This window comes from Vibrio sp. S17_S38 (assembly GCF_014694375.1).
In the GTDB taxonomy this organism is placed as follows: Bacteria; Pseudomonadota; Gammaproteobacteria; order Enterobacterales; family Vibrionaceae; genus Vibrio.
The window spans coordinates 65,908-90,336 of the sequence record NZ_JAAUWW010000007.1; the positions used below are offsets into that span (position 1 = coordinate 65,908).

Here is a 24,429-nt window from a genome sequence, read left to right on the forward strand (position 1 = left end):
GTACTCAATAAATTGTTAATAGGTTGAAATCATCATTTCAGCGCAAGCTTGACACTACGCTGCATCCAACAGCCCAAACCATCAGGCAAGGTTTCTTTAATTAAAATATATTTTGAGGTCACTTCTGCCACCCGGCCGTTGTTTAACCCCACATATTCCCCCTGCTGAACCTTAACCACCTTCCCAACTGGCGTTTGAATTAAACCTGAAATATGATTTTTATTTCCCATCACACCACGTAGATGCAGTTTATCTAATGAAAAAGCCTCCAATACTCCGGTTTTATTTCTAGAGCCGGGTTGCCAACAATCTTGTTTCGCTCTAGGTTGATTGGCAATCATAGCCACTTCAGGTAAGACAAAAGGAGAGCGTTCAACTTGAGCGTGATAAGTAGCGGCACTAAAAATGGCTTCAGGAGTAAGTTGCGCTATTTCTTTACGTGATTGACTTTCAACTTGAGAAATAAATGCAGGAATAGAGCTGCCTTCTTGTTCACACCCAATTAATAACGTTGAAGCCATTAAGATCCAATATGACCTCATTTCTTAGTTTCCTCAGGTTTAAACTGATAGGTGTATGCCCTCACTCTAAAGTGCAAAGTTGAACTTTCTTGGCTTACGCGATTCCATTCCACATCATGCAAACTGATAATCCGTGGCAACTTCGCAATGGCTTCTGAGAACTGGCCGATATTGTCGTAATTTCCAGTCAATTCAATATTGAGAGGTAATCGATACAAAAACTCTTGTACTTGCTTCTCTCCCCAATCAACACGAGTAAATGACAAACTATTTTTGAGCCCTAAATCATTCACCGATGACAGCATGCTCGCGAGTTCTTTTTGAACTGGTAATTGTTTAAGTAAAAACTCATAGCGAGTATTTAATTCACTCAACTGGGCTTGTAACTGCGGTAATGCTGCAACTTTAATCGCTTTGATTCGTATAGAGCTTTTTAATGTCACCTCTTGTTGTCGAATTTGTTCCAGTTCATCGTGCTGAGGCATCAAATAGAACCACGCGCCAAACAGTTGCAACAAAACAACTAACGCTCCAATGATGAGGATTTGCGGGAGTACTGGCCATTCAGGCATTTCTTCAAAATCTAAATCACTAAAATCAATCATTACTTGACTCCCTTCAAGGAAGATTTATCTAAACCGACTTCAAATGGCTTTGATTCAAATCGAAATGACACTTTAAACGTTTGGAATTTTTTGCCAAAAACCACCTTGCCAGACACTATCGAATGCATCTCTATATTCATCAGCCAAGCGGAATTTTCAAAGTTATCCAACATGGTCGCCAAACGTGCTGTACTGTCGCTTATTCCCCCAATTTCAACGTCTCGTCCATTCATTTTCATCTTATCGACATAAACGCCTTCAGGAACAAGCTCCGGCATGAGATTCATAAAGTCAGTGGTCTTATTTCGTTCGTTTTGCAATGACTCAACCAAACGTAAACGAGTCAGTATCGATTTATGCTTAGCTTCAATGGCTTTTAAATTGATCAACTGCTTATCTAACTCTTGAACATAAGCTTGTAATTGTTGATTTCGAGTCCTTTGCTGGGTCTTGAGATGATCAATATACAAACTGCCAAACCACTGCAATCCAATCGCCACCAGCACACCCAGAACGACCATGCCGTAAAAACGCTGCTTGTATTCTTGCCTTTTCTCTTCTCGCCACGGCAAGAGGTTAATGTCATGCAACATTCCCCCTCCTTTGCCACTGCAAACCACGAATGGCTAAACCTGTTGCAACACTAAAAATGCAAGCTTCTGCATCTATGTCTTTATTTTTATTCTGATGCTGCTGAACTAACTGAAATGGATTTAATACATCTACTGGCAACTGTAATTGCTGCGTCAACGAATCCTCTATTCCAGAAATACAGGCTCCACCACCAGTTAACCAAATACCTTCGATTTTTTTCTGCTGATTTACCGAACCATATAAGCTGATTTGACGAGTTAAACGTTCAGCTAACTCGATAACAAACTGATTAGTATGATCGCCAATATCTGTGGCTATGTTTTCCGGTTGTGATGACATAGCAAGAGAGGTTGATTGAGTAACCGTGTTATTCAAACCATAAGGCAAATCTTTGTAATAGGCAGCGCGCCCTTGCGGAAGAATACAGAGAGAGGTTTGAGTCAACCCGATATCCACTAATAACCAAGATTGCTTGTCTTCATATTGCTTAGAAGCTAATTGCCACACACGCGATAAGCCATGAGCCTGTAAATCAAAAACAACTGGTTTTAATCCCGATTTTTTCAGTGCTTCAATTCGCGTTTCCACCACTTCTTTACGAGTTGCGTAAACTTGATATGTTGCCGTAGCATTACGCTTTAGAGGGCCTTGATCCACTTGAATATAATCTAAACTTAGTTCCTCTATCGGAAATGGAGATTGCTGGCCGAATACTTGATAAATAGCGAATTCTTTATCTCTATCCTCTAATTCACTATCAATATGTAAAACCTTACTAATCACAGCATTATCAGGAAGCGATAAACAAACTTGGCGAGACAACAAAGGTAAGTGTTTTTTTAATTCTTTTAATTTTTTAACAATACTCTGATGACTAAAGGTATGGTTTTCTGAAAAAATAGCCTCCGTAACTGGTATTTCTTTATAACTCACCAGTTCAAACTGGTCCCCGGCTGATTTCATCACTACAGCTTTAATACTGTGGTGACCAATGTCTATGCCTGTAACAACAGATTTACCCATTTACCTAGGCTCCAACTAGAATATTCGTACTCTTAAAAAAATTGGAATAAAGTTAAGAACGAATTTATTTAGCGTTATGCTAATATGGCGCCTACTGTACAGGTGTTTATATCAACACATCCTCATACAATCAGGGAATATCCGGTGAAGTTCATAAAGCCATTGCTTATATTTTCATTAATTTGCATTATTCTTGGAGTGACAACGATTTTTGGGTTTTATTTTTACCTGAAACCTCAGCTCCCAGATGTCGCAACGTTAAAAGACGTGCAGCTACAAACTCCAATGCAAGTTTTCAGTCAAGACGACAAACTGATTGCTCAGTTTGGTGAAAAACGACGCATACCGCTAAAACTCGATGATATCCCTGTAAAAATGAGGGAAGCTTTCATCGCAACAGAAGATAGTCGCTTCTATTCTCACTATGGTATTGATCCAATCGGTATCACTCGAGCCGCCTTTGTTGTCGCTATTTCGGGCCATGCCAAACAAGGTGCAAGTACTATCACTCAGCAGCTTGCTCGAAATTTTTTCCTGTCTAATGACAAAAAGATCATGCGTAAAATTAAAGAGATCTTTATTGCCATTCATATTGAGCAAGTATTAAACAAAAAAGAAATTTTAGAGCTGTACCTCAATAAAATTTATTTAGGCTATCGCTCTTATGGGGTTGGCGCCGCATCGTTAACGTATTTTGGCAAAGAACCTAAAGATCTCACGTTGGGAGAAATGGCCATTATTGCTGGCCTACCAAAAGCGCCTTCAACAATGAATCCGATTTATTCTATTGATCGTGCTACCACACGCCGACACGTTGTATTACTTCGTATGCTTGAAGAAAAATACATCACAAAAACAGAATTTGATAAAGCCGATGCCGAACCAATTGACGGGAAGTATCACGGAGCAAAAATTGAAGTAAATGCCCCGTACGTTGCAGAACTCGCTCGCTCTTGGGCAGTAAAAAACTATGGTGACGATGCTTATTCTTCTGGTATGAAAATCTACACTACCGTTAAATCTGATTTACAAGAAGCTGCCAACGAAGCTGCAATTGGTAACTTATTTAATTACGACGAGAGACATGGTTATCGTGGTGCAACTGCTGAATTATGGAAAAAAGATCAGCCTGCTCTATCTCAAGATGAAATGGATGCATATTTAAATAAACAGCCAACCTTTGGTTTAGTGCACCCTGCTATCGTAACCAGTATAGATAACCAATCTGCAACGGTTTACATCAAGCATCGCGGATCACAAACTATCCCGTGGGATGGACTAAAATGGGCGCGTAAATATTACAACGATAAATACCAAGGTCCACCACCTTCGAGAGCATCAAATATTCTCGCGGTAGGCCAAGCTATTTGGGTCCGTCCATTTGGAGTGTTGCATGACGAACCTGTAGCGGTACCAACCGAATCTTCAGATGATACGACAGCTACTGACGATGATACTGCAGATAACTCGAAAGTTGCTGATGACGCCAAAGATGCGCAGCCAGTAATGACGTGGCAACTTAGCCAAGTTCCTATCGTAAATACAGCTTTTGTAGCATTAAACCCAAATGATGGTGCGGTTCTATCTTTAGTCGGTGGCTTTAACTTCACTCACAGTAAATTTGACCGAGCCACTATGGCAGAGCGTCAGGTCGGTTCAAGTATTAAGCCATTTATTTATTCAGCTGCTATTGATAAAGGATTGACCCTTGCAACCTTAGTCAATGATGCACCGATTAATCAGTGGGATGAAGGACAAGGTACAGCATGGAGACCGAAAAACTCTCCACCTGTTTACTTAGGACCAACCATGCTTCGTCGTGGATTAGCGCAATCGAAAAACGTAATGGCTGTTCGCACGCTGCGTCGTGTTGGCTTAGACAACGTTCTGGATTACTTACCTCGTTTTGGCTTTGATCCAGAAAAACTGCCGCATTCAGAAACAGTAGCACTTGGTGCTGGTAGCTTAACTCCAATCAAAATGGCGCAAGGTATCGCCGCTTTTGCCAACGGTGGTTACTATGTAAAACCGTTCTATATTGATCATGTTAATGATCCTTATGGCGAATTACTATTCAGAGCCAATCCGACTCGTGTTTGCACCTCTGATTGCTCACACGACCCAATCACCATTGATAATGAAGGTACTCAAGAAGAACCAAATTACGCCGAAAAAATCCTTTCACCACAAACGGCATTCCTAGTGCGTCAAATGATGTACAGCAATATTTGGGGTGGTGGATTATGGAGTAATAAGACAGGTTGGAATGGTACTGGCTGGCGTGGACAGGCACTCAAACGCCGTGATATCGGCGGCAAAACCGGTACAACCAATGACTCGGTTGATACATGGTATAACGGTTATGGCCCCGGTATTGTCGCGACGACTTGGGTTGGGTTTGACCAAGCTAATCGACCACTTGGCTACACTGGTGCGAATCCTAGCTTCACACGAAAAGAGCAATACAATGGTGGTGAGTCAGGCGGTACAACCGCTCAACCAGCATGGGTCGATTTTATGAGGGTTGCATTGAAAGATGTACCTGAAAAAGATCTGCAATTACCTGCTGGTATCATTCGTGTGCGTATTGACCGTGAAAGTGGTTTATTAACACATAAAAATGATAATTCATCGATGTGGGAATATTTTGCGGTAGGAACTCAACCAACAGAATATGAACCAGATGCTGCAACCAATAACTTGTATACAGAAGATGAAGATGGCGACAGCTTATTCTAATTTTGGAGATATCAACTTTCGTTAATATCGCATAACTGTTAATAAAATGGCCTCTATCATTAGAGGCCATTTTTTATTTATACCAATTCACTCATTAACGGGTATTAGCTCATCTGTTGGCTAATAAACGTTGCCAATTGCTGAAAGCGTATTTTCAAGGGTGAACCTGGTCGATAAACCAATACCAGTTGTCGTGAAGGTGTTGGGTTCACCGCAGGTAAATAGCACACGCCATCTTTCACTTTTTCAACAGGGGTGGCCAGTTGAGGCAATAATGTGATTCCACCTCCTGCTGCAACCATATTACGCAGTGTCTCTAAACTGGTAGCTTTAAAGCGATCATCATCACGCGCACCAGCGGCAAAACAAAAACCCAGCGCCTGATCTCTCAAACAGTGCCCATCCCCTAAAGACAACACCGTTCTGCCACTCAATTGCTGTAAATCAACTTGATCAAGCTTCGCCCATTCATGAGTCTCAGGCACCGCTAACGTTAATAGTTCTTCAAAAAGATCCAGTTCAATAAAGGGTTCCGTTTCTGCAACCGAAGCCAAAATCAAACAATCTAACCGTCCTTCTTCTAACTGACGGATCAACTGATTGGTCTGAGCTTCATGTAAAAATAACTCTAAATCAGGAAAAGTTTGTTTAAGCGGTAAAATGATTTTAGGTAACAGATAAGGTCCAACCGTTGGAATAAAGCCTATATGCAGTGGCCCACTCATCTCTTTACCTTGCAAGTTTGCCATATCTGTAAAGGTTTTCACTTCACTCAAAATACGTTTTGCTTGCGCAACTAATTGCAGACCTGAATCAGTAAAAAGCACTCTACGGCTACTACGCTCAAGTAAAGATGTCCCAAGCTCATCTTCTAATTTGCGAATTTGTCCGCTCAGGGTTGGCTGGCTAACAAAACAAGCCTCTGCTGCTTTACGAAAGTGTTTATGTTCGGCCAATGCCACTAAGTATTCAAAGTCTCGAATATTCACGCGCCTTCCCTAATAGATTTAAACTATCAAAACGATAACACCAAATGACTATAGCTATCAATTTTTTTATAGCATAATTTGAAAATAATAGAGGAAAGTGTGATGAAAAAATTGATTACCAATTTTAAAAAAATCAGATTGGAAATTTATGCTAATAAGACCATATTACTCTTTATGGAGAGGGAATTATGGCACGATCTTGAAGCCAATGAAGTTGATTTATTGGTTTTATACTAATTGAAAGTTTGGTATTCACAGTCATACCAAACTTTCAATTAGCACCGCCATTAACGGGTAACACCGAGAACGAAAATGCTCAAATACATTTACCAATAAGATATTACTCAACTTGAAGATCAAATTGTTTACCATCTTGAGATAGCTCCACTTGCTTTAATTGCAATAAGCAGCAATACAAACGCCAACTAATTCCCGCCAGATCAACTTGATTTTGCTTGGATAACGACTCGCTCAAGGCCAGTAAATTCGCTAATGATTCATTAAGTATATTTTCATCATGTGAATAATGATATTGCCAGTCATGTGCGGTAAACCAAGCTTGCTTGATCTTGATCGAGTCAATAACCTTGTGCAAGTTAACCTGAATATTTCGGCTAACCTCAATCGCCTCTTTAGAGTGCAAATTGCGAAATTGCCACACAATAAGATGGCAGTTTAATGTCACCACACCTAAACGTAATAGGCCAAGTCGAGTGTATTCATCCTTGCTTTGGCTTAAGCGGTTAATTCGGTTATACACCAAAGATTCAAACTCAAAATTATCCATCATCGGTTTACGCTTTAGCTGCATCAGAAAGTCTCGACGTAGGGCCTTAGCAATCCTCAACCCTTTCCGGCGATCAGAGCTTGGTCTAAAAATATTAAATGCCACTGCTGAAAATAAGATCCCGACAATCATACTGATATTTGTATTAATGAAGCTTTGATAATCATACGTTGGCGGATTCGTTAGCGACAGAAATGTCCCCATGAAAACGATCAATATTCCCCATAAGCCAGCGTTTTTCTTCGATTGAACCTTAAAAAGCTCCATTGTCATAATGGCAACAAAAAGCAAAACGGCAAAAGGAGTGAAGGTACTGATTTGTATCATCAGACCAAATTTCACCACAAAGATAGCAACACAAAGTAGCAAAATCGAACGAAACATGGTTGAAATTGCAACAAAAGGTGCAGGGCTCGTGGCATTCAATATACAACTCACCGCGGCTAATGTAGCAGCTCCAGCTCCCATGTCCCATTGCGATGTTATCCAAAAAGCACAGCAAAAAAACAGGCAAATAAAGGTTCTAAAACCATTATAAAGCGCTTCTATTGTATCGGTATGGCGACGAACACGGCTTGTTCTAGGAATAACCCCCAGTGCTAGTTGTTGGCCTGGAGAGGTATTTTCAATACTGCGCAATGTTTCTGAAGAGCGTAAATACAACTTACAGAACTGATTTAAACGGGACCAAAAAGCATGATGACGATAATCTGCATTTTCGATCGGTTTTATTTCAGCCAGTTTTTTCGACAAGCTATATTGATCAAACTCTCCTTGTTTAAAGCCTTGCAATATGTCTTGTATCACGGTGGATAAATGTTCAGGAGGATGAGGCCAGTTAACTAACATACGCCGTAAGCCAGATATGTGGCTGGTCATTTGTAGTTGTTGCTGAAGAAGATGGTTTAAATAACTATCTTGATAACGAAGTTGGTAGTGACTCCAGTACGCCTGAATTCTCAGTAAATTCATGGATAAAATTTTCCCAATCACATGTTCATGTGACAAGCGAATCTTAGTGTTCATTTCTGGGTTTACCACATCAGGATGATAAGCTTCTGGATGAGATAATAATTCAAAATGATCAAGTAACTGAGTTTGCATTTGTCGTAGCGTACTAATTAAAGTCACCCCATCAGAAGTACTTGGCAAAATCATCATCATGATCCCGCCACATAAAATCCCAACAATAACTTCACATACTCGTGCTTGTGTAACTTCAAATAACAGATGAGTATCCGTGGTGTTGACTAAGCTATAACCAATAATCGCTGCGGTATACCCTGCGAGTGAAAATGCATAAGACACATTATTTTCATAATGACTGGCAACGTAAGTACATAACGCCATCCAAGCTGACATATAAAAGACCAATAACCAAGGGTCATTTAATGTATAGCCGACAATGTGATAAGCCGCATAAGCACCGACCAAACTGCCAAATACGCGGCCTAGACTTTTACTGATCACTCCACCAAAAGTAGGAAAACTCACGACAGCTGCCGAAGTTAGCGCCCAGTAAGGCTCATCCAATTGAAGTAAAAATGCCACATACAGAGAAAGGGTTAACGCTAATCCATTTCGTATGGCATAGCGCCACTGAAAAGAAGTTGCTTTTCCCCAAGGGGTATTTGACCATTCTAACCAATGAAAACTCATAATTGTCTCATTAATAGTGGATAGAAATACTGCATGTTGTGCCAGCAATAAGACGTAAATCTTTTGGCATATTAGTCAGTTTAATCCGAACAGGAACGCGCTGAGCTAGCTGAACCCAAGGAACATTAGGCTTGATATTGGCTAATAACTCTGATGATTCTGTTTCACTTTGATCCACAATACCGCGGCCAATACTGCTCACTTCACCCGTTAATTTTTGATTCGAAGAAAACAACGTGATATCGGCTTGGCTACCTTCTTTAATATGTTTTAGTTTTGTTTCTTCAAAATAACCTTGCACATAAAATGAGTCAGCATCAATCAAGCCAATTAGAGCAATACCAAGTATCGCATAACGGCCTTCACGCACTTTCAAGTGACTGATATATCCATCAACGGGAGCGTAAACTTTTGTTTGGCTCAGTTTCCAGTTGGCTTTTGCTAAAGCAGCTTGTGCTTGCTTGTATTGTGCAGCCGTTGCTTGTGCATTACTTTGAGATGATTCCAGCTCCTCTTTAGAGATAGTGCTGGCTTTCATATTACGACGACGAACATATTCACGCTGTGCATTTTCAGCCATCACTCGAGCCGTCTCCATCGCCGCTTCCGATTCATTGATTTCAATCAGGAAAGGTTCAGGATCGATGGTCATCAGCAAGTCGCCTTTTTTAACAAACTGATTATCTTCAACATCAAGAGTTTGTACGACACCATTGACACTCGCGGCGATATCAACCACATCGGCCCTAATTTTACCATCACGAGTCCATGGTGACTGCATATAATAGTTCCACATCCACCAACCCGCACTGACTGCCACAGCAAAAACAACCAAGGTTGAAAAATATTTTAAGGTTTTAAATTTCATTTCTGACACCTAGTATCAAGAGAATCTTGTAATTAATAACAAAGCGCTAAACACAGACAGCACGAACAATGACAAATCCATTAATGTTGGATGCCATACCTCACCTGAATACATCCAGTTTCTGAGCAATCGATGTATGCCCCCCCATAAAACACCACCGAGTAAAACAGCTTTAAACATCGGAGGGAAATACAAGGATGCACCAACAATTAAGTCGGATACCGGAAAGCCAACATGAAGAAAATCAAGGTTCAAATCGTACACCTTTGAAAAAGTCACACAGCATAAAATAGAATACACTAACGTTTCACTTATCGAAGCGACGTAAGCGCATATCTTTTATGATAATAACGTTAAGCGTTTTAGATGCCAGTAAAGTAACAAAATGATCGCTAACTTATCGACAGGTAGAATAATCAATGGGGGATATAAAAACACCCAAGCCAATAAATTAGCTTGGGTGTCATTATACGTCACATTTAGATGAAAGTTTAGGCTTTTAACGTCATGATTCGATTAGTAGTGATGACTAAACCATCTTCCCATACGCCCACCATAACTCGCTATTAAGCAACATTCACACGAGCAATAACTTGCTCATTTAAATTAACTTCTAATGCCACTTCATCACACGCATGTTGACGTGGGCACTGGTCACAATCTTTTAATACTTTTTCAGGTAGTAGTGTTTTTGAGGTCGGAATAAAATCTTGCTTCATAAAAAACTCAGGCACACGAGTCAATACAAAGACCTTCTTGATTGCCATTTGTTTCGCTTTAGACACCAAATGTTGAATAATTGCGGCGCCTTGACCTTGGCCTTGCCAACCGGCCTCAATCCCAAGTGAGCGAATTTCCGCTAAACCTGAATCATAAACATAAAGTGAGGCACAACCCGTCACTTCCCCTTGATGCTCGGCGACAGCGAACGATCCAATGTCTCGAATCAATTCATTTCGGCTACGAGGTAGATTTTCACCAAGACCAGCCCAGTAAGCCACCATGCCTTCTAGTGCATCAATATCAGTTAAACGAGCAGGGCGAACTTTCACCCCTGAAGTATCCCGTTTTTCTAAACGTTTTTGCGCTTGATTAACCGCATAGTTGACTTGTTTTGGTGATACGCCACCTAAGGCTGAGCGCTTCTCTAGACAAGACTCAATAGTTAAAATGGCATAAACATCATCTTCAATCACAGCTGAAAATTCTTTTAACTCTTCAAGTGACAACTCTTCTAATGCACACCCTTTAGCTATCGCCCCAACCACCGCAACCCCAACAATATGGTGTGCTTCACGGAAAGGAATGCCTTTGGCAACTAAGTAATCGGCCAATTCCGTTGAGTTGGCGTAACCTTGTTTAGCGGCTTCTAATGTACGTTCACCATTAACCTTAATACCGTCAAAACACAATGCCGCCATTTCCATGCAATCATTCCAAGTATCGAGCGCATCAAATAAGCCCTCTTTATCTTCTTGCATATCTTTGTTATACGCTAATGGCAATGCTTTCACTGTCATCATCATGGCAGCTAGTGAGCCATAAACGCGACCAGTTTTGCCTCGGATCAGCTCTAGTGCATCTGGATTTTTCTTTTGTGGCATTAATGATGATCCAGATGTAACTGTATCAGCTAATTCAATAAAACCAGATTCTCCAGAATTGTAGAAAATCATATCTTCTGCAAGACGAGAAAGGTGCAACATGGAGATAGAGGCGATCGACATCAATTCCATCACATGGTCGCGATCAGAAACCGAATCTAAACTGTTACGAGTTGCGCGGCGAAAACCAAGATTGTGGGCAAGTTGCTCACGATCCATCGGATAAGCGGTGCCAGCCAATGCGCCAGATCCTAACGGACAAGTATCAAGGCGTTTAATCGCATCGGATAAACGAGAGTAATCACGCTCAAGCATTTCAACATACGCTAAACACCAATGCGCAAATGTTACAGGTTGAGCACGTTGCAAATGAGTATAACCAGGAAGAACGGTTTCTTGATGCACGCGCGCGACCGACACCATTTGAGTCTGTAAACGGTCAAGTGCCATTAATAATTGATGACCTTGCTGACGACACCAAAGCTTTAAATCCGTCGCCACTTGGTCGTTACGAGAACGGCCTGTATGAAGTTTTTTACCTAAATCCCCAACACGGTTAATTAGCTGAGTTTCGACCCAGCTGTGAATATCTTCCGCATCCGATTGTAGAATTTGTTCTGGGTTTTCCATTACCGCTAACTTTAACTCGTTCAGCGCTAATTCTAATTTCTGTTGTTCTTGCTCGGTAATAACATTGACTGAAAGCAAAGATTTGGACCATGCAATCGACCCAACAATATCTTGCTCAGCCAATCGGTAGTCAAAGCGTAATGAATCATTAAATTGCTTAAACCGAGTGTCTGCTGCTTGGGTAAATCTTCCGCCCCATAATGCCATTGGTGTCTCTCCTGCTCATCTTCATCATACTTGAAGCTGCAGCTTTGTTGGCTACGCTCGCCCACCCCACTCACTTAGTAAACTAAGCTCATGGGGATGAACGATCTTGCCGCCTCACTGCAACTCCAATTACTTCGAGTATATATTCTTAGTTATTATCACCGCTATTCTTCGTCACTGATAAATGAAAAGTGAGATCCTGCAATAACGGTATTTATTATGTATATTATTTATTTTTCGTGGCGTTCAATGTACGAATACGACTCGCTAAAGAATACAAACGGATGAAACCACCCGCATGGCTTTGGTCATATACTTGATCATCACCAAAGGTTGCAAACTCTTCTGAGTACAAGCTGTTATCTGAACGTTTTTGCGTCACAGTCGCTTGGCCTTTGTACAACTTAATCACAACTTCACCATTCACATCTTGTGCTAACTCTTCAGTCGCAGCAAGCAGTGATTTGCATAATGGAGTGAACCAGCGGCCATCATAAACAAGGTGAGAGGCTTTTACGCCTAGCTCTTCACGGAATTCAAATGATGCTTTATCCAGAACTAATTGCTCAACTGCACGTAATGCTTCCATCATAATCGTGCCTCCTGGGGTTTCATAACAACCACGAGACTTCATGCCTACTAAACGGTTTTCAACGATATCAATACGACCAACACCGTGTTTTACACCTTTTTCATTCAAATAAACCAAAGCGTTATAAGGCGTCATAGTTTCACCATCAACAGCTACGACTTCGCCCTTTTCTACTTTTAGTGATACATATTCTGCTTCATTTGGCGCAAGTTCAGGATCGACCGTCCATGCCCAGCAATCATCATTTGGTGCGTTCCAAGTATTTTCTAGCACGCCACCTTCAGTTGATATGTGCCATGCGTTTGCATCGCGAGAGTAAATTTTAGTAAGAGAAGCAGTACACGGGATATTACGCTCAGCAAGATAATCTAAACACTCTTCACGACTCACAAGATCCCACTCACGCCATGGAGCTATCACATGCAGATCAGGAGCTAGCGCTGCAAATGCGCCTTCAAAACGAACTTGGTCATTACCTTTACCAGTACAGCCATGACACAGAGCATCAGCGCCGACTTTACGCGCCACTTCAACTTGTGCTTTGGCAATGATTGGGCGAGCCATTGAAGTTCCTAGAAGATATTTACCTTCATAAAGCGCACCCGTTTTAAGTGTTGGATAAATGTAGTCAGCCACCATTTCTTCTTTAAGATCGGCGATATAGCATTCTGATGCGCCCGATGCGATGGCTTTTTCTTCGATGCCCACTAGCTCTTCTGCGCCTTGGCCAACATCGGCCACAAACGCGATCACTTCACAGTCATAGTTTTCTTTCAGCCACGGAATGATCACGGACGTATCTAAGCCACCAGAATAGGCAACAACGACTTTATTTACACTTGCTTTATCTACACTTAACTTGCCCATTGTACTTCTCCAAAAGTTTGTATTTGCCTTCCTTGGAATCCCTTTTATTTTGGTATGACATTCCATGGATAATCATTTAATTAAATTGTAATTTAACCCTAATATAGTTGGCGTTGCAGCGAGGCGGCAAGAGAATTCAGCCTATGAGCCTAGCTTGTCTAGGTGATTGGGGTGAATTAACGTAGCCAACAAAGCTGCAGCGTCAAATATGACGGATTAAGGGTAAAAACGTGTTCCTATGCTGTTACCTGCAAATAATTGCGTTAATTTTTTAGGACTTTTCCAGCTAGCGACTTCAATGGCGCGACCTAATTCATTGGCCGCATCAAGTGCTGCTTGAACTTTCACTATCATGCCATCAGTGATCACTTTTTGCTCGATCAATCTATCCGCTTGGTCTTGATCAAGTTGAGCGATTAATTGTTTATTCTCATCAAGCACGCCACTAACATCTGAAAGTAGCGCTAGCTCAGCATCCAAACTTGTTGCAACTGCAACCGCGGCTTGATCGGCGTTCACATTCATCAGTTGACCTTGAGCAGTAAGGCCAATTGAGCTGATGATTGGCAATGCGCCTGTTTTCAATATTGCATTTAATACCATTGCATTGCCTGCTTTTGCTTCGCCAACCGCACCAAGCTCATCTGAAATTTGACTAACTTGACATAGGCCGCCATCGGCTAAACTTAAACCGACTGCATTCAAGCCAAGCTTCATCGCCTGGCCTTGCAATAATTTATTGGCCGTTCCAGCCAAAGCACCAGAAATATAATTAATATGCTCAAATGGCGTGACTCGTAGCCCATTTTTCTTAACCGTTTCTAATTGCAGCTTATCCATCAACTCATCAACCAAATAACCGCCACCGTGAACGATCACTATTTCACGGTCGGCTTGATGTTGGTATTCGGCTATCGCCTTAAATAATAAAGCCAATGTATCAAGGTCAGAAAGCACCGCTCCGCCCAATTTAATAACCAAAGGCTTAAGTGCAGAGCTATTCACTAATTCTTTCATATTCATTATTACTCCTAAACCAATGAGGTAAGCATTGGGAAACCATAACGAATATTTAAACACTGCATCGCTTGGCTAGAAGCACCTTTCAACAAATTATCAATCGCCGATACAACGATCACATGTTGACCTTGTACTTTCCAACCAATATCGCAAAACGGCGTATTTTCAACATTTTGCAGCTTTGGTAAGTCTTGCTGTAAACGTACTGCGGGTTTGCCTTGATACGCTTGCTCGAAAGCAGCCGACACTTGCTCGTCATCGACACCATCAGCTAGCTTCATTGTAATAGTCGCTAAAATGCCGCGTTTGAAATTACCTAGATGTGGCGTAAAAATAACGTCACAGCCCAAATGACTCGCAATCTCTGGTTGGTGACGATGGGTAAAGACGCCATAAGGCTGTAAGCTCACTTCGCAAAAACTGTTGGTCATTGTCGCTTTACGACCAGCGCCAGTGACACCACTGGTTGCATTGATCACAGGCCATTGATTTAAGTCGATCAGCTTAGCTTCAACCAATGGTTTAATTGCTAATTGAGAAGCGGTTGGATAACAACCCGGAACGGCAATTAAATCTGCGCCAGCAATAGAATCTTCATTCCACTCAGCAAGGCCATACACGGCTTTATCTAACCACTTTGAGTTGGTGTGTTCAAAGCCATAATATTGAGGATAGAATCCCTCCGCTTGTACACGATAAGCACCAGACAAATCAAAAACCACACAGCTATTTTCTAAAAAAGTCGGCGCTAAATCATGACTCACTTCATGGGCGGTCGCTAAAAAAACCACATCACACTGCTTGGCAACCTCTTCGACTGAAGTTAGAGGCTGCACAGGCATATCAATCACACCTTGTAATTTACCGTGCAATTGGCAAATTGGTTTACCTGCATCTGCACTGTTGGCAGAAACATATAAACCTGATAGCGTGAGTTCAGGGTGCTTATTAACCATTAAAGCGAGCTCGGCACCGGTATAACCACTGGCACCAACAATTGCGGTTTTTAACATATTTTAACTGTCCATATTAAAAAGTTAGCCGTATTCAAAAACTAGCCGTATTAGAAATCTAGTCATATGAAAAGCTGTAGTAAGCTTTGTTTGTATCTTGCCGTCTAAGATACAACCTTTTGATGACTATATATACTCAAATTTCGACATTATTTGATTTTTTATTCACAAATAATGATTTAATATGTTTTTATCGTTTTGTGACTTTTTTGTCAACAACAAACAAAACCAGACCGCATAAAGTACTTGTAAGGAAGCAGAACATGTCGATTCCAAATTTTATCGAAGTTTATCGTGGCTTAATTTCAACATCATCGATTAGCTCCACGGATCCAGCTTGGGATCAAGGCAATGCCAAGGTTATCGAAAAATTAGCTCAATGGTTTAAAGACCTCAGTTTCGACGTAGAAGTGATCGAAGTCGAACCAGGTAAACACAACATGATTGCCAAGAAGGGCCAAGGGTCTGGAGGCTTATTGTTATCCGGACATTCCGATACCGTCCCTTTTGACGAAGGCCGCTGGAGCTTTAACCCCCATGAACTCACCGAAGCCAATAATCGATTTTATGGTTTAGGCACTGCTGACATGAAAGGTTTCTTTGCCTTTATAATTGAAGCGGTGAAGAGCGTTGATTGGAGTAAGCAAACCAAGCCTCTTTACGTATTGGCAACTTGTGATGAAGAAACCACTATGCTTGGCGCTCGTCACTTCACAGAATTATGCCAAGCCGATGGCGCCCCCTATAAACCCGATTACTGCATTATTGGTGAGCCCACTAGCTTAAAACCCATTCGAGGTCATAAAGGTCATGTCGCCAATGCGGTGCGTGTCACAGGAAAATCAGGTCACTCTTCAGATCCAGCCCTTGGAGTGAATGCCATTGAGATTATGAACGAAGTATTATTTGCCTTAATGCAGCTGAGAGACAAGCTAGTCAAAGAATATCATCACCCAGGGTTTTCAATTCCAAGCCCAACCTTAAACTTAGGGCATATTCATGGAGGCGACAGTGCTAACCGTATTTGCGGCTGTTGTGAACTGCACTATGACGTTCGTCCACTACCCGGAATTAGTTTAGATGGGCTTGATAATATGCTGCGCTCAGCATTAAAAGAAGTACAAGCTAAATGGCCCGGTAGAATCGATATCACACCATTGCATGAAGCCATTCCTGGTTATGAGTGCCCACATGATCACCCTTTCATTGCCGATATGGAAAAAATTTGTGAGATACCTTCTGAAACAGTAAATTACTGTACCGAAGCACCATTCTTACAAGATGTATGTCCAACCTTAGTGTTAGGACCGGGTTCTATCGATCAAGCGCATCAACCGGATGAATTTCTAGCCTTTGAATTTATCGATCCAACGATTAAAGTATTGTCTAAATCAATTAAACAGTTTTGCTTTTAAGCTTGAAGATAAATATCGGCTTTTAGCATTAGCAATAATATTTTAAGTCGTTGAGGTGAGTGCGAGTAAACAACAGCACTTTAGCTTCAAGCTCAACAAATATACCACTTAAGGATTAAGTGATTAATATCTGATCAACATCAATCAGCAGCGTTTTTATTTATTTAAAGCACGTAAAAGTTTGACTCAGTGCAAATAAATTCGCTAGATTGGTATCGAGACGAGAACAATGGATGTAATTTTTTTACAAGGTAGTGTTAAAAATGAACGAAAAATATGATGCACTCAAAAGCAATGTACGCATGCTTGGTGAAATTCTGGGTAACACCATTCAAGAGGCACATGGTGATGCAATTTTAGAAAAAGTTGAGACTATCCGTAAGCTTTCAAAATCCGCCGCGGCTGGCAGCCAAGAGCGTGAAGATTTGATCGAAGAAATCAAAAACTTACCGAATGATCAATTAACTCCAGTCGCCCACGCTTTTAGTCAATTCCTAAATCTGACCAACATTGCTGAGCAATACCATACAATTTCACGCCATTGTGAAGAGCATGTATGTGAACCAGATTCCATTAATACCTTGTTTGGCAAATTGGCCAACAACGAAATTAGTAAAGAAGAAACCGCAAAAGCAATCAAAGAACTCAACATCGAATTAGTGTTAACTGCACACCCAACTGAAATTGCTCGCCGCACCATGATCAACAAGTTGGTCAAAATAAACAAATGCTTATCGAAATTAGAACACAGTGATCTTTCTCCTCGTGAACGTCTAACAACAGAACGTCGTCTAGAAGGTTTAATTGCTCAATCTTGGCATTCAGATGTTATTCGCCAGCAACGCCCAACTCCGCTTGATGAAGCCAAGTGGGGCTTTGCCGTTGTGGAAAATTCATTATGGGAAGCCGTCCCTGCCTTCCTACGTGAATTTGATGACCGTGTAAAAAGCTATATCGGTGAAGGCTTAGCCATTGATGATCGCCCTATACACTTTACCAACTGGATGGGCGGTGATCGCGACGGTAACCCAAATGTTACCCATCCAATAACCCAAGAAGTTTTGCTTCTTTCTCGTTGGAAAGCAGCGGATTTATTCTTAGGTGATATTCAAGAGTTAATCACTGAATTGTCTATGGTTCAATGTAATCAACAAGTTCGTGATTTAGCCGGCGATCAACACGAACCGTACCGTGCGATCCTAAAAGGCTTACGAACTTTATTGATCAATACCTGCGCAGTTTTAGAAGCGAAAATTAATGGAGAAGATACTCCTAACCTACCGATTTTAACCAGCGTTGATCAATTATGGGATCCGCTGATCGCTTGCTACCAATCATTACGCGAATGTGGCATGAGCATTATTGCCGAAGGTACGATTGTTGACACTTTACGCCGCGTCAAAACGTTTGGTGTGCATTTAGTTCGTTTAGATATTCGTCAAGAAAGTACTCGTCACTCCGATGTTATCTCTGAAATGACACGTTTTCTTGAGATTGGTGATTATGCTCAATGGTCTGAAGATGAAAAAGTCGCATTCTTAATTAAAGAACTCAGCTCAAAACGCCCACTACTGCCTCGTAATTGGCAACCATCACCTGAAGTACAAGAAGTATTAGATACTTGCCGAGTGATGGCCGATCATCCGCGTGAAGCATTTGGTGCTTATGTTATTTCGATGGCGCGTACTGCTTCTGATGTTTTAGCGGTTCACTTACTTTTGCAAGAATGTGGCTGCAAATTCCGCATGGATGTGTGCCCATTATTCGAAACCTTAGATGATTTAAATAATTCAGAAACCGTAATGAAGCAACTGTACTCACTAGAATGGTACCGAAACTTCATTAATAACCACCAGATGGTGATGATTGGTTACTCTGATTCAGCCAAAGATGCTGGTGTAATGTCGGCAGGTTGGGCGCAATACGCTGCTATGGATAAATTAGTGAAGGTTTCTGATGTTGAAGGCATCGACTTAACTTTATTCCACGGCCGTGGAGGTACAGTAGGACGCGGCGGAGCACCAGCGCATGCTGCATTACTTTCTCAACCACCACGCAGCTTAAAAGGCGGCTTACGGGTAACAGAGCAAGGCGAAATGATCCGCTTCAAATTGGGCTTGCCTGATGTCGCGGTAAACAGCTTTAATTTATATGCTAGCGCCATTTTAGAAGCGAACTTACTTCCGCCTCCAGAGCCAAAACAAGAGTGGCGCGATCTGATGGATGTATTATCAGAAGTATCGTGTGAAGCGTATCGTGGCATTGTTCAAGGAGAACCGGATTTTGTTCCTTACTTCCGCGCGGCTACACCAGAACAAGAATTAGGTAAATTACCGTTAGGTTCTCGCCCAGCAAAACGTAATCCAAGTGGTGGCGTAGAAAGCTTACGTGCGATCCCGTGGATTTTCTCATGGAGTCAAAACCGCCTAGTACTACCTGCATGGCTTGGCGCAGGTGAAGCGATTCAATACTCCATCGATAAAGGTCACCAAGCAATGTTAGAGGAAATGTGTCGTGAATGGCCATTCTTCTCAACTCGTTTAGGCATGCTCGAAATGGTGTACTCGAAATGTAATATAGACATTTCACGCTATTACGATCACCGTCTAACTGATGAATCTTTATGGCCCTTGGGTGAGCGTTTACGCACGCAATTGCAAAAAGACATCATCACAGTGCTAAACGTGGAAAACAACGAGAACTTGATGCAAAACGACCCTTGGGGGCTTGAGTCTATTCGTTTGCGTAACACCTACGTTGAACCACTCAACATGCTACAAGCGGAGTTGTTATACCGCACTCGTCAAACTGAAAACCCATCGCCTGAACTGGAAGAGGCGTTAATGTTGACCATCGCAGGTATTGCGGCTGGTATGCGTAACACTGGTTAACTCCTAATTTTTAGAGCTGAATTTTTATTAGTTCACGAAACCAAAATATAAGCCGCACTCGTTGCGGCTTTTTTGTGACACTCAAACATTCAAAAGCAGATCACGGATAGCGCCTTTGTCACTTCGAGATGACAATTTATCGTTATTCCCCCCATGAACATCACACCCTTTGATTACTCAATTCATACTCAAATTCCATCAGTGCAATGGTGAATTATACTAATCTAAGTAATTAGATAGTTAGTTAGATTGGTATTAACAGCTAATGGTTTAGAAGAATTATTCAAGGGAAACGCTAAAACTGTGTTCAATATTCATTGGCCGCTACAATGTAATAATTATGAGTATCAATAATTATTTTTTTGTTGTAACTCTAGAAACATATCAGAGAAGTATATTTATATTTAAAATTTTGTCTTAGTGTTTTAAATATTAAATAACTCTGTAGGTTGTAATGAAACACAAAGCTGTTTCTTTTTTTAATAGTCAAATTTCTGGCTTACCTTACGGGCCTTTATCAAAAGTAGAAGTTACCCATGAATTAGGCCAATTTGTAGAGGTGATGTCTAAATGCAATAAACGCAGGGAGTTAAACCTAGCTTCTTTTTTACATTGGATAAAACCAGCGGTAATTCATAGGCAATATAAGTTTTTGAAATTATCTAGCGATGTTGGTTTTACAGGATATGTTATATGGGCTTGGGTAGATGATCTGACACTTAATAACTACATGACTCAACCTAAATTTTCATTAAAGCCAATGAATTGGAATGAAGGAAATAATTTAATAGTTGTGGATTGGTTTGTGGAAAAAAATAATACAAGTCAATTGAGAGAACTCTATAGATTCATTACTTTATCAGCAGGAATGAATAGAAAAGAGATCAATATTTGTATTCGAGATAGTCAAGGTAATATTATCAAAACGAATAAACGGAGTGTTTATGGTTACTGATTTACTAAAAACGCATAAGTTAGCTGGAAAAGATAACACTCCATGTATAGGTAATGATTTACCCGAAGAGTCCTTTGTTTCATTTGATACCTATAAGTTAAACGGAGCAGAAGTCGTTTGGATTAATAAAGAACTTATCCAGGAGTACAATATTGAACTTGATGAAAAAATCATTAAAGAGGAGCTTATTAATAATTTTAGTTACGTGTCTAAGAGCTATACGAAGAAAACAAGAATTGTAACTAATGATAAGAAATCATTCATGGCAGATCAGTATGGCTCTCGACATGAAGTATGTAACGGTGGTAGCGCACGGTGCGGCTTGAATGGGTATTTTCAGATTAAAGGGATAGGACGTAATCCTCTAGTGGCTGTGAATATATCTGAAAGCCACTCACATGGTAAATTATTTATTGATGAGGCTATTAGTGAGGCAATATGGGGTGAGATCTGCCATAAGCATCTACCCTACGGAGCAATACGAACGTTAGCCATTATCAAGACCAATACAAAACATAAGTTTGGATACTTAGATAATGCACCCTATAAACACTGTGCCTTAGCTATCAGGGAAGTTTCTGTGCGCCCAGCACATTTTGAGCGATGTACTTTTTTCTGGCCAGAGGAGAGTTACAGCTTCCTACGGGATAATGATGCGAATCGAGTAAGAAAGGCCGTTCCGTACCTATCTAAATTGCTCTTTGGTGAGGTAAATAATGTGTCACTCGGTGATGCCCTTAACAAAATGATTGATCGCCTAGCTTGTCAGATTGCAGCATCGAGAGTGAAAGGAATCCCACACGGTTCTTTAACCAGTTCAAACATATCGATAGATGGGCGGTTCTTGGATTTTGGTACCATAACGGCCGTGCCCGATTTTGGAAATTATGTATTGGCTAATGGTGTTGGTGCCGTATGGGATGATCATGAACTTATTAAATCCTGGCTGGTTAACTTCATCGACACGCTCAATCACTACTCGAAAGGTGAACTGACATTATGTCAAATAAGAGAATACTCATCGGGGTTTTCGAAATTACTAGACGAATATGAGAATAAATTCTTGTTAATAGAGTTAGGAATTGAGGATCATTCAGATTTAAATTTGCTACGAGCTAGTCGTTTAAAAGAGCGGCTTAAAAGCGATGAGCGTAGAGTTATCACTCGCTTTAATGACCAAGAATTCCGCCAAAATATTCTCATTGAAGCCGAGAATCAGGGGTTAGATGTGAATAATATTGGCTTCCCTTTACGAAACATCAAATATTCATCTTTTACCCTGCTTCAGGGGCACTTGAATACAAAGTACGACTATCAATCAATTAGTCAGCTTATTAATAGTTACTTAGCATAAGTGAGATGGTTATGATTGATGTGATTGAAGTAATTTTAATAACAACATCTTTTCTCTCGTTTATTACAACCTTAGTTTTATTTGGGTGCTATAAACTCAAAAAATCGAAGTGTAAAAATAGTAATGACCCAACAGTTTCGGTTTTTTTACCTTTCTATAATGAAAACGAAGAGCATTTAATTTACGCACTAAACAAGCTAAACGATCAGAATTACCCAAGCCAAATTCAGGTTATTGTTATTGATGATGGCTCTACAAACAACGCAATCAGTAGAGTTAAAGAATGGATTGATAACACCGAGATGAACCATGATTTCCAAATAATAGAAAGGCCAGTGAATGGTGGAAGAAAAGGCTTTGCCTTAGATCATGTACTAGACCTTGGCATTGCTACTGGAGAGGTCTATGTCGTTGTAGACAGTGATACTTATATCGATACCAACGGCATCTATGAGCTGGTAATTAAGCTTTGGTCTGATGAAAAATACGCTGCGGTCTGTGGGTATATTACGCCAGAAAACTATAAAGACAGTTTTATAGGAAAATTACAGCATTATGAACACATTAGCTTTTATGGTGCGATAAGAGCCGCGCAAGACAAACTAGGTTGTGTTCCAGTATTAGCTGGCGCGTTTGTTGCTCACCGAGCTTCAGTGGTGAATCAATTAGGTGGTTGGAGCGAGTGGCTGGTCGAAGATATCGCGTGGTGCTGGAAAGCGATTTCTAACGGATACCGAACAGGTTATGCGCCTAGAGCAAAAGCGACCACACAATGCCCGACAGACGTTAAAAGTTTGTTCAATCAACGTAGACGCTGGGCTAGGGGACGAGTAGAAGCTTATACAGAAGCTTGGAAGACTCATTGGATAGCAGGTCTATGCGCTTCTCCTTGGTTTTTACTTACGGCGGCCCAGTATTTATTTCCATCAAGCATTATTTTACTTGGATTTATGGTTGCGATGGGTATTTGGATTCCAATAGTAGTTGCTGTTGCCAATGTATTTGTTTATTTTTTATTGGTGCATTCTTATATAAGAGATTTTGACCTTTCGGGTGAGTTATCAAACCGACAAGTGATTAAAGCACCATTATATTCGGCTTTATTAGAATCGATTACGTGGCTACCTAATTTACTCGGCTATTCAGATGAAATTCTGGGTAAGAAGAAGGGATGGTTAACAAGGTGATTTCTATGAGCGCAGTACTCTTTTACTGTAATTAAATATAAGGAAATAACTTATGTATAACTTAAGTGTTGATGAAATTTGTCTAGTTGATGGTGGTGGTGATGGCGCTGGAAAATTAATCTGGGAAGGGACTAAATGGGTAGCTGGAAATTTAGCATGGGGAGCGTTAACTAATTCTCACACATATACTAACAATCCAGCACGCACTGGCTCTAATCAGACGTATGGTGCCCAAGGGCGCGATACTGGTGGTTGCACTATGCAAAGTGGCGGTGCAATGGCACATGGGAGTTGCTAAGTCTTTATAGCTAGGCATTGCGCCTAGCTGTTTCCCTTTTTATTGAGATCTAGAGAAAATATGTTTTTATATCATTCTAATCAAAGCGTAATTTATTATATTTTAAAATCGTTTTTATTATGCGTTGTCGTAGCTATACCTACTTCTCTAATTCTTGGCTATTTCGAATATTTTCAAAGTGAATCCTCGGAAGAAAATATAACATTCTATGATGTCTTAGGTGGTGGTTTTATTTCACCTGTTGTTGAAATGCTAATGATATATGTTTTAATGTCTATTTTAGGTTTATTTTTTGAGAGTAGAAATACAAAGGCTATTATCGTTGCTGCTTTTATATCTTATCTTCATGGCTTGGTGGTTCCATTTTGGGGTGTAATCACATTCTTCTCATTTTTTGTTTTTTCTCTTTCATATCTTGTGTGGTCAGAAAATAAAGTATGGCTTGGTTTTTTTGTTTCAATATCTATTCATTTTATGCTTAATTTTTTTTCTTTACTTTTTGTGTATTTTGGACAGTTTTATTATTTATAAATAGAATCTCATTACTTGGTTGTTAAAATGAAACCTTGGATAATAAAAATGTTGGTTAACAAGCTGGTTTTTATGAGCGC

General features: G+C 40.6%; 20 protein-coding genes. 8 read left to right on the plus strand and 12 right to left on the minus strand.

What is annotated here, in order from left to right; genetic code table 11:
• Nucleotides 1-32: 32 nt before the first annotated feature.
• The 4 genes from HC725_RS07290 to pilM are packed head-to-tail and all read right to left on the minus strand — an operon-like array spanning nucleotide 33 to nucleotide 2,743.
• Entirely contained in the window at nucleotides 33-542 is a 510-nt protein-coding gene (locus tag HC725_RS07290; RefSeq protein ID WP_190331166.1) for a pilus assembly protein PilP, read from the minus strand.
• Nucleotides 539-1,126 carry a type 4a pilus biogenesis protein PilO gene (locus tag HC725_RS07295; protein WP_190331167.1) on the minus strand — a complete coding sequence of 196 codons (588 nt, stop codon included), beginning with the start codon at nucleotides 1,124-1,126 and terminating at the stop codon, nucleotides 539-541. Before HC725_RS07295 ends, HC725_RS07290 begins: the two co-directional genes overlap by 4 nt.
• Nucleotides 1,126-1,719 (minus strand): PilN domain-containing protein, encoded by a 594-nt coding sequence (locus HC725_RS07300; protein WP_190331168.1) that lies wholly within the window; start codon nucleotides 1,717-1,719, stop codon nucleotides 1,126-1,128. The genes HC725_RS07295 and HC725_RS07300 overlap by 1 nt, the downstream gene beginning before the upstream one ends.
• Nucleotides 1,709-2,743 carry a type IV pilus assembly protein PilM gene (gene pilM / locus HC725_RS07305; RefSeq protein WP_190331169.1) on the minus strand — a complete coding sequence of 345 codons (1,035 nt, stop codon included), beginning with the start codon at nucleotides 2,741-2,743 and terminating at the stop codon, nucleotides 1,709-1,711. The genes HC725_RS07300 and pilM overlap by 11 nt, the downstream gene beginning before the upstream one ends.
• A gap of 144 nt (nucleotides 2,744-2,887) precedes the next feature.
• On the opposite strand from pilM, the gene HC725_RS07310 reads away from it, so the two are divergent.
• A complete protein-coding gene (locus HC725_RS07310; RefSeq protein ID WP_190331170.1) occupies nucleotides 2,888-5,482 on the plus strand; it encodes a PBP1A family penicillin-binding protein in 2,595 nt (864 codons plus the stop codon).
• A gap of 104 nt (nucleotides 5,483-5,586) precedes the next feature.
• Here the strand turns inward: HC725_RS07310 and oxyR are convergent, their stop codons facing one another.
• From oxyR to argC, 8 genes are all read right to left on the minus strand, one after another.
• Nucleotides 5,587-6,471 (minus strand): DNA-binding transcriptional regulator OxyR, encoded by an 885-nt coding sequence (gene oxyR / locus HC725_RS07315; RefSeq protein ID WP_190331171.1) that lies wholly within the window; start codon nucleotides 6,469-6,471, stop codon nucleotides 5,587-5,589.
• Nucleotides 6,472-6,811: 340 nt separating this feature from the next.
• Nucleotides 6,812-8,917 carry an FUSC family protein gene (locus tag HC725_RS07320; protein WP_190331172.1) on the minus strand — a complete coding sequence of 702 codons (2,106 nt, stop codon included), beginning with the start codon at nucleotides 8,915-8,917 and terminating at the stop codon, nucleotides 6,812-6,814.
• 10 nt (nucleotides 8,918-8,927) lie between these two features.
• A complete protein-coding gene (locus HC725_RS07325; RefSeq protein WP_190331173.1) occupies nucleotides 8,928-9,785 on the minus strand; it encodes an efflux RND transporter periplasmic adaptor subunit in 858 nt (285 codons plus the stop codon).
• A gap of 15 nt (nucleotides 9,786-9,800) precedes the next feature.
• Nucleotides 9,801-10,040, minus strand: a complete 240-nt coding sequence (locus HC725_RS07330; protein ID WP_190331174.1) for a DUF1656 domain-containing protein — start codon at nucleotides 10,038-10,040, stop codon at nucleotides 9,801-9,803.
• A 311-nt stretch (nucleotides 10,041-10,351) separates the two neighbouring features.
• A complete protein-coding gene (gene argH / locus HC725_RS07335) occupies nucleotides 10,352-12,226 on the minus strand; it encodes an argininosuccinate lyase (protein ID WP_190331175.1) in 1,875 nt (624 codons plus the stop codon).
• Nucleotides 12,227-12,452: 226 nt separating this feature from the next.
• Nucleotides 12,453-13,685: an argininosuccinate synthase gene (locus HC725_RS07340; protein WP_190331176.1), complete on the minus strand. Its 1,233-nt coding sequence runs from the start codon at nucleotides 13,683-13,685 to the stop codon at nucleotides 12,453-12,455.
• A 216-nt stretch (nucleotides 13,686-13,901) separates the two neighbouring features.
• The gene (gene argB / locus HC725_RS07345; protein WP_190331255.1) at nucleotides 13,902-14,702 is read right to left on the minus strand and encodes an acetylglutamate kinase; all 801 of its coding nucleotides are present in this window, start codon (nucleotides 14,700-14,702) and stop codon (nucleotides 13,902-13,904) included.
• A gap of 14 nt (nucleotides 14,703-14,716) precedes the next feature.
• Nucleotides 14,717-15,718 (minus strand): N-acetyl-gamma-glutamyl-phosphate reductase, encoded by a 1,002-nt coding sequence (argC, locus tag HC725_RS07350; RefSeq protein ID WP_190331177.1) that lies wholly within the window; start codon nucleotides 15,716-15,718, stop codon nucleotides 14,717-14,719.
• A gap of 263 nt (nucleotides 15,719-15,981) precedes the next feature.
• Here argC and argE point away from each other — a divergent pair, with 263 nt between their 5' ends.
• The 7 genes from argE to HC725_RS07385 all read left to right on the plus strand — a co-directional run bounded on the left by argE (nucleotide 15,982) and on the right by HC725_RS07385 (nucleotide 24,349).
• A complete protein-coding gene (gene argE / locus HC725_RS07355) occupies nucleotides 15,982-17,133 on the plus strand; it encodes an acetylornithine deacetylase (protein ID WP_190331178.1) in 1,152 nt (383 codons plus the stop codon).
• Nucleotides 17,134-17,396: 263 nt separating this feature from the next.
• Nucleotides 17,397-20,024 (plus strand): phosphoenolpyruvate carboxylase, encoded by a 2,628-nt coding sequence (gene ppc, locus HC725_RS07360; protein WP_190331179.1) that lies wholly within the window; start codon nucleotides 17,397-17,399, stop codon nucleotides 20,022-20,024.
• 454 nt (nucleotides 20,025-20,478) lie between these two features.
• Entirely contained in the window at nucleotides 20,479-20,979 is a 501-nt protein-coding gene (locus tag HC725_RS07365; RefSeq protein ID WP_190331180.1) for a toxin-activating lysine-acyltransferase, read from the plus strand.
• The gene (locus HC725_RS07370; protein ID WP_190331181.1) at nucleotides 20,969-22,333 is read left to right on the plus strand and encodes a protein adenylyltransferase SelO family protein; all 1,365 of its coding nucleotides are present in this window, start codon (nucleotides 20,969-20,971) and stop codon (nucleotides 22,331-22,333) included. Before HC725_RS07365 ends, HC725_RS07370 begins: the two co-directional genes overlap by 11 nt.
• Nucleotides 22,334-22,344: 11 nt before the next feature.
• Nucleotides 22,345-23,520, plus strand: coding sequence for a glycosyltransferase (locus tag HC725_RS07375; RefSeq protein ID WP_190331182.1), 1,176 nt, complete (start codon nucleotides 22,345-22,347; stop codon nucleotides 23,518-23,520).
• Between the two features lie 52 nt (nucleotides 23,521-23,572).
• On the plus strand, nucleotides 23,573-23,818 hold the full coding sequence (locus tag HC725_RS07380; protein WP_190331183.1) for a hypothetical protein: 246 nt from the start codon (nucleotides 23,573-23,575) through the stop codon (nucleotides 23,816-23,818).
• Nucleotides 23,819-23,878: 60 nt separating this feature from the next.
• A complete protein-coding gene (locus tag HC725_RS07385; protein WP_190331184.1) occupies nucleotides 23,879-24,349 on the plus strand; it encodes a hypothetical protein in 471 nt (156 codons plus the stop codon).
• The last annotated feature ends 80 nt before the right edge of the window (nucleotides 24,350-24,429 follow it).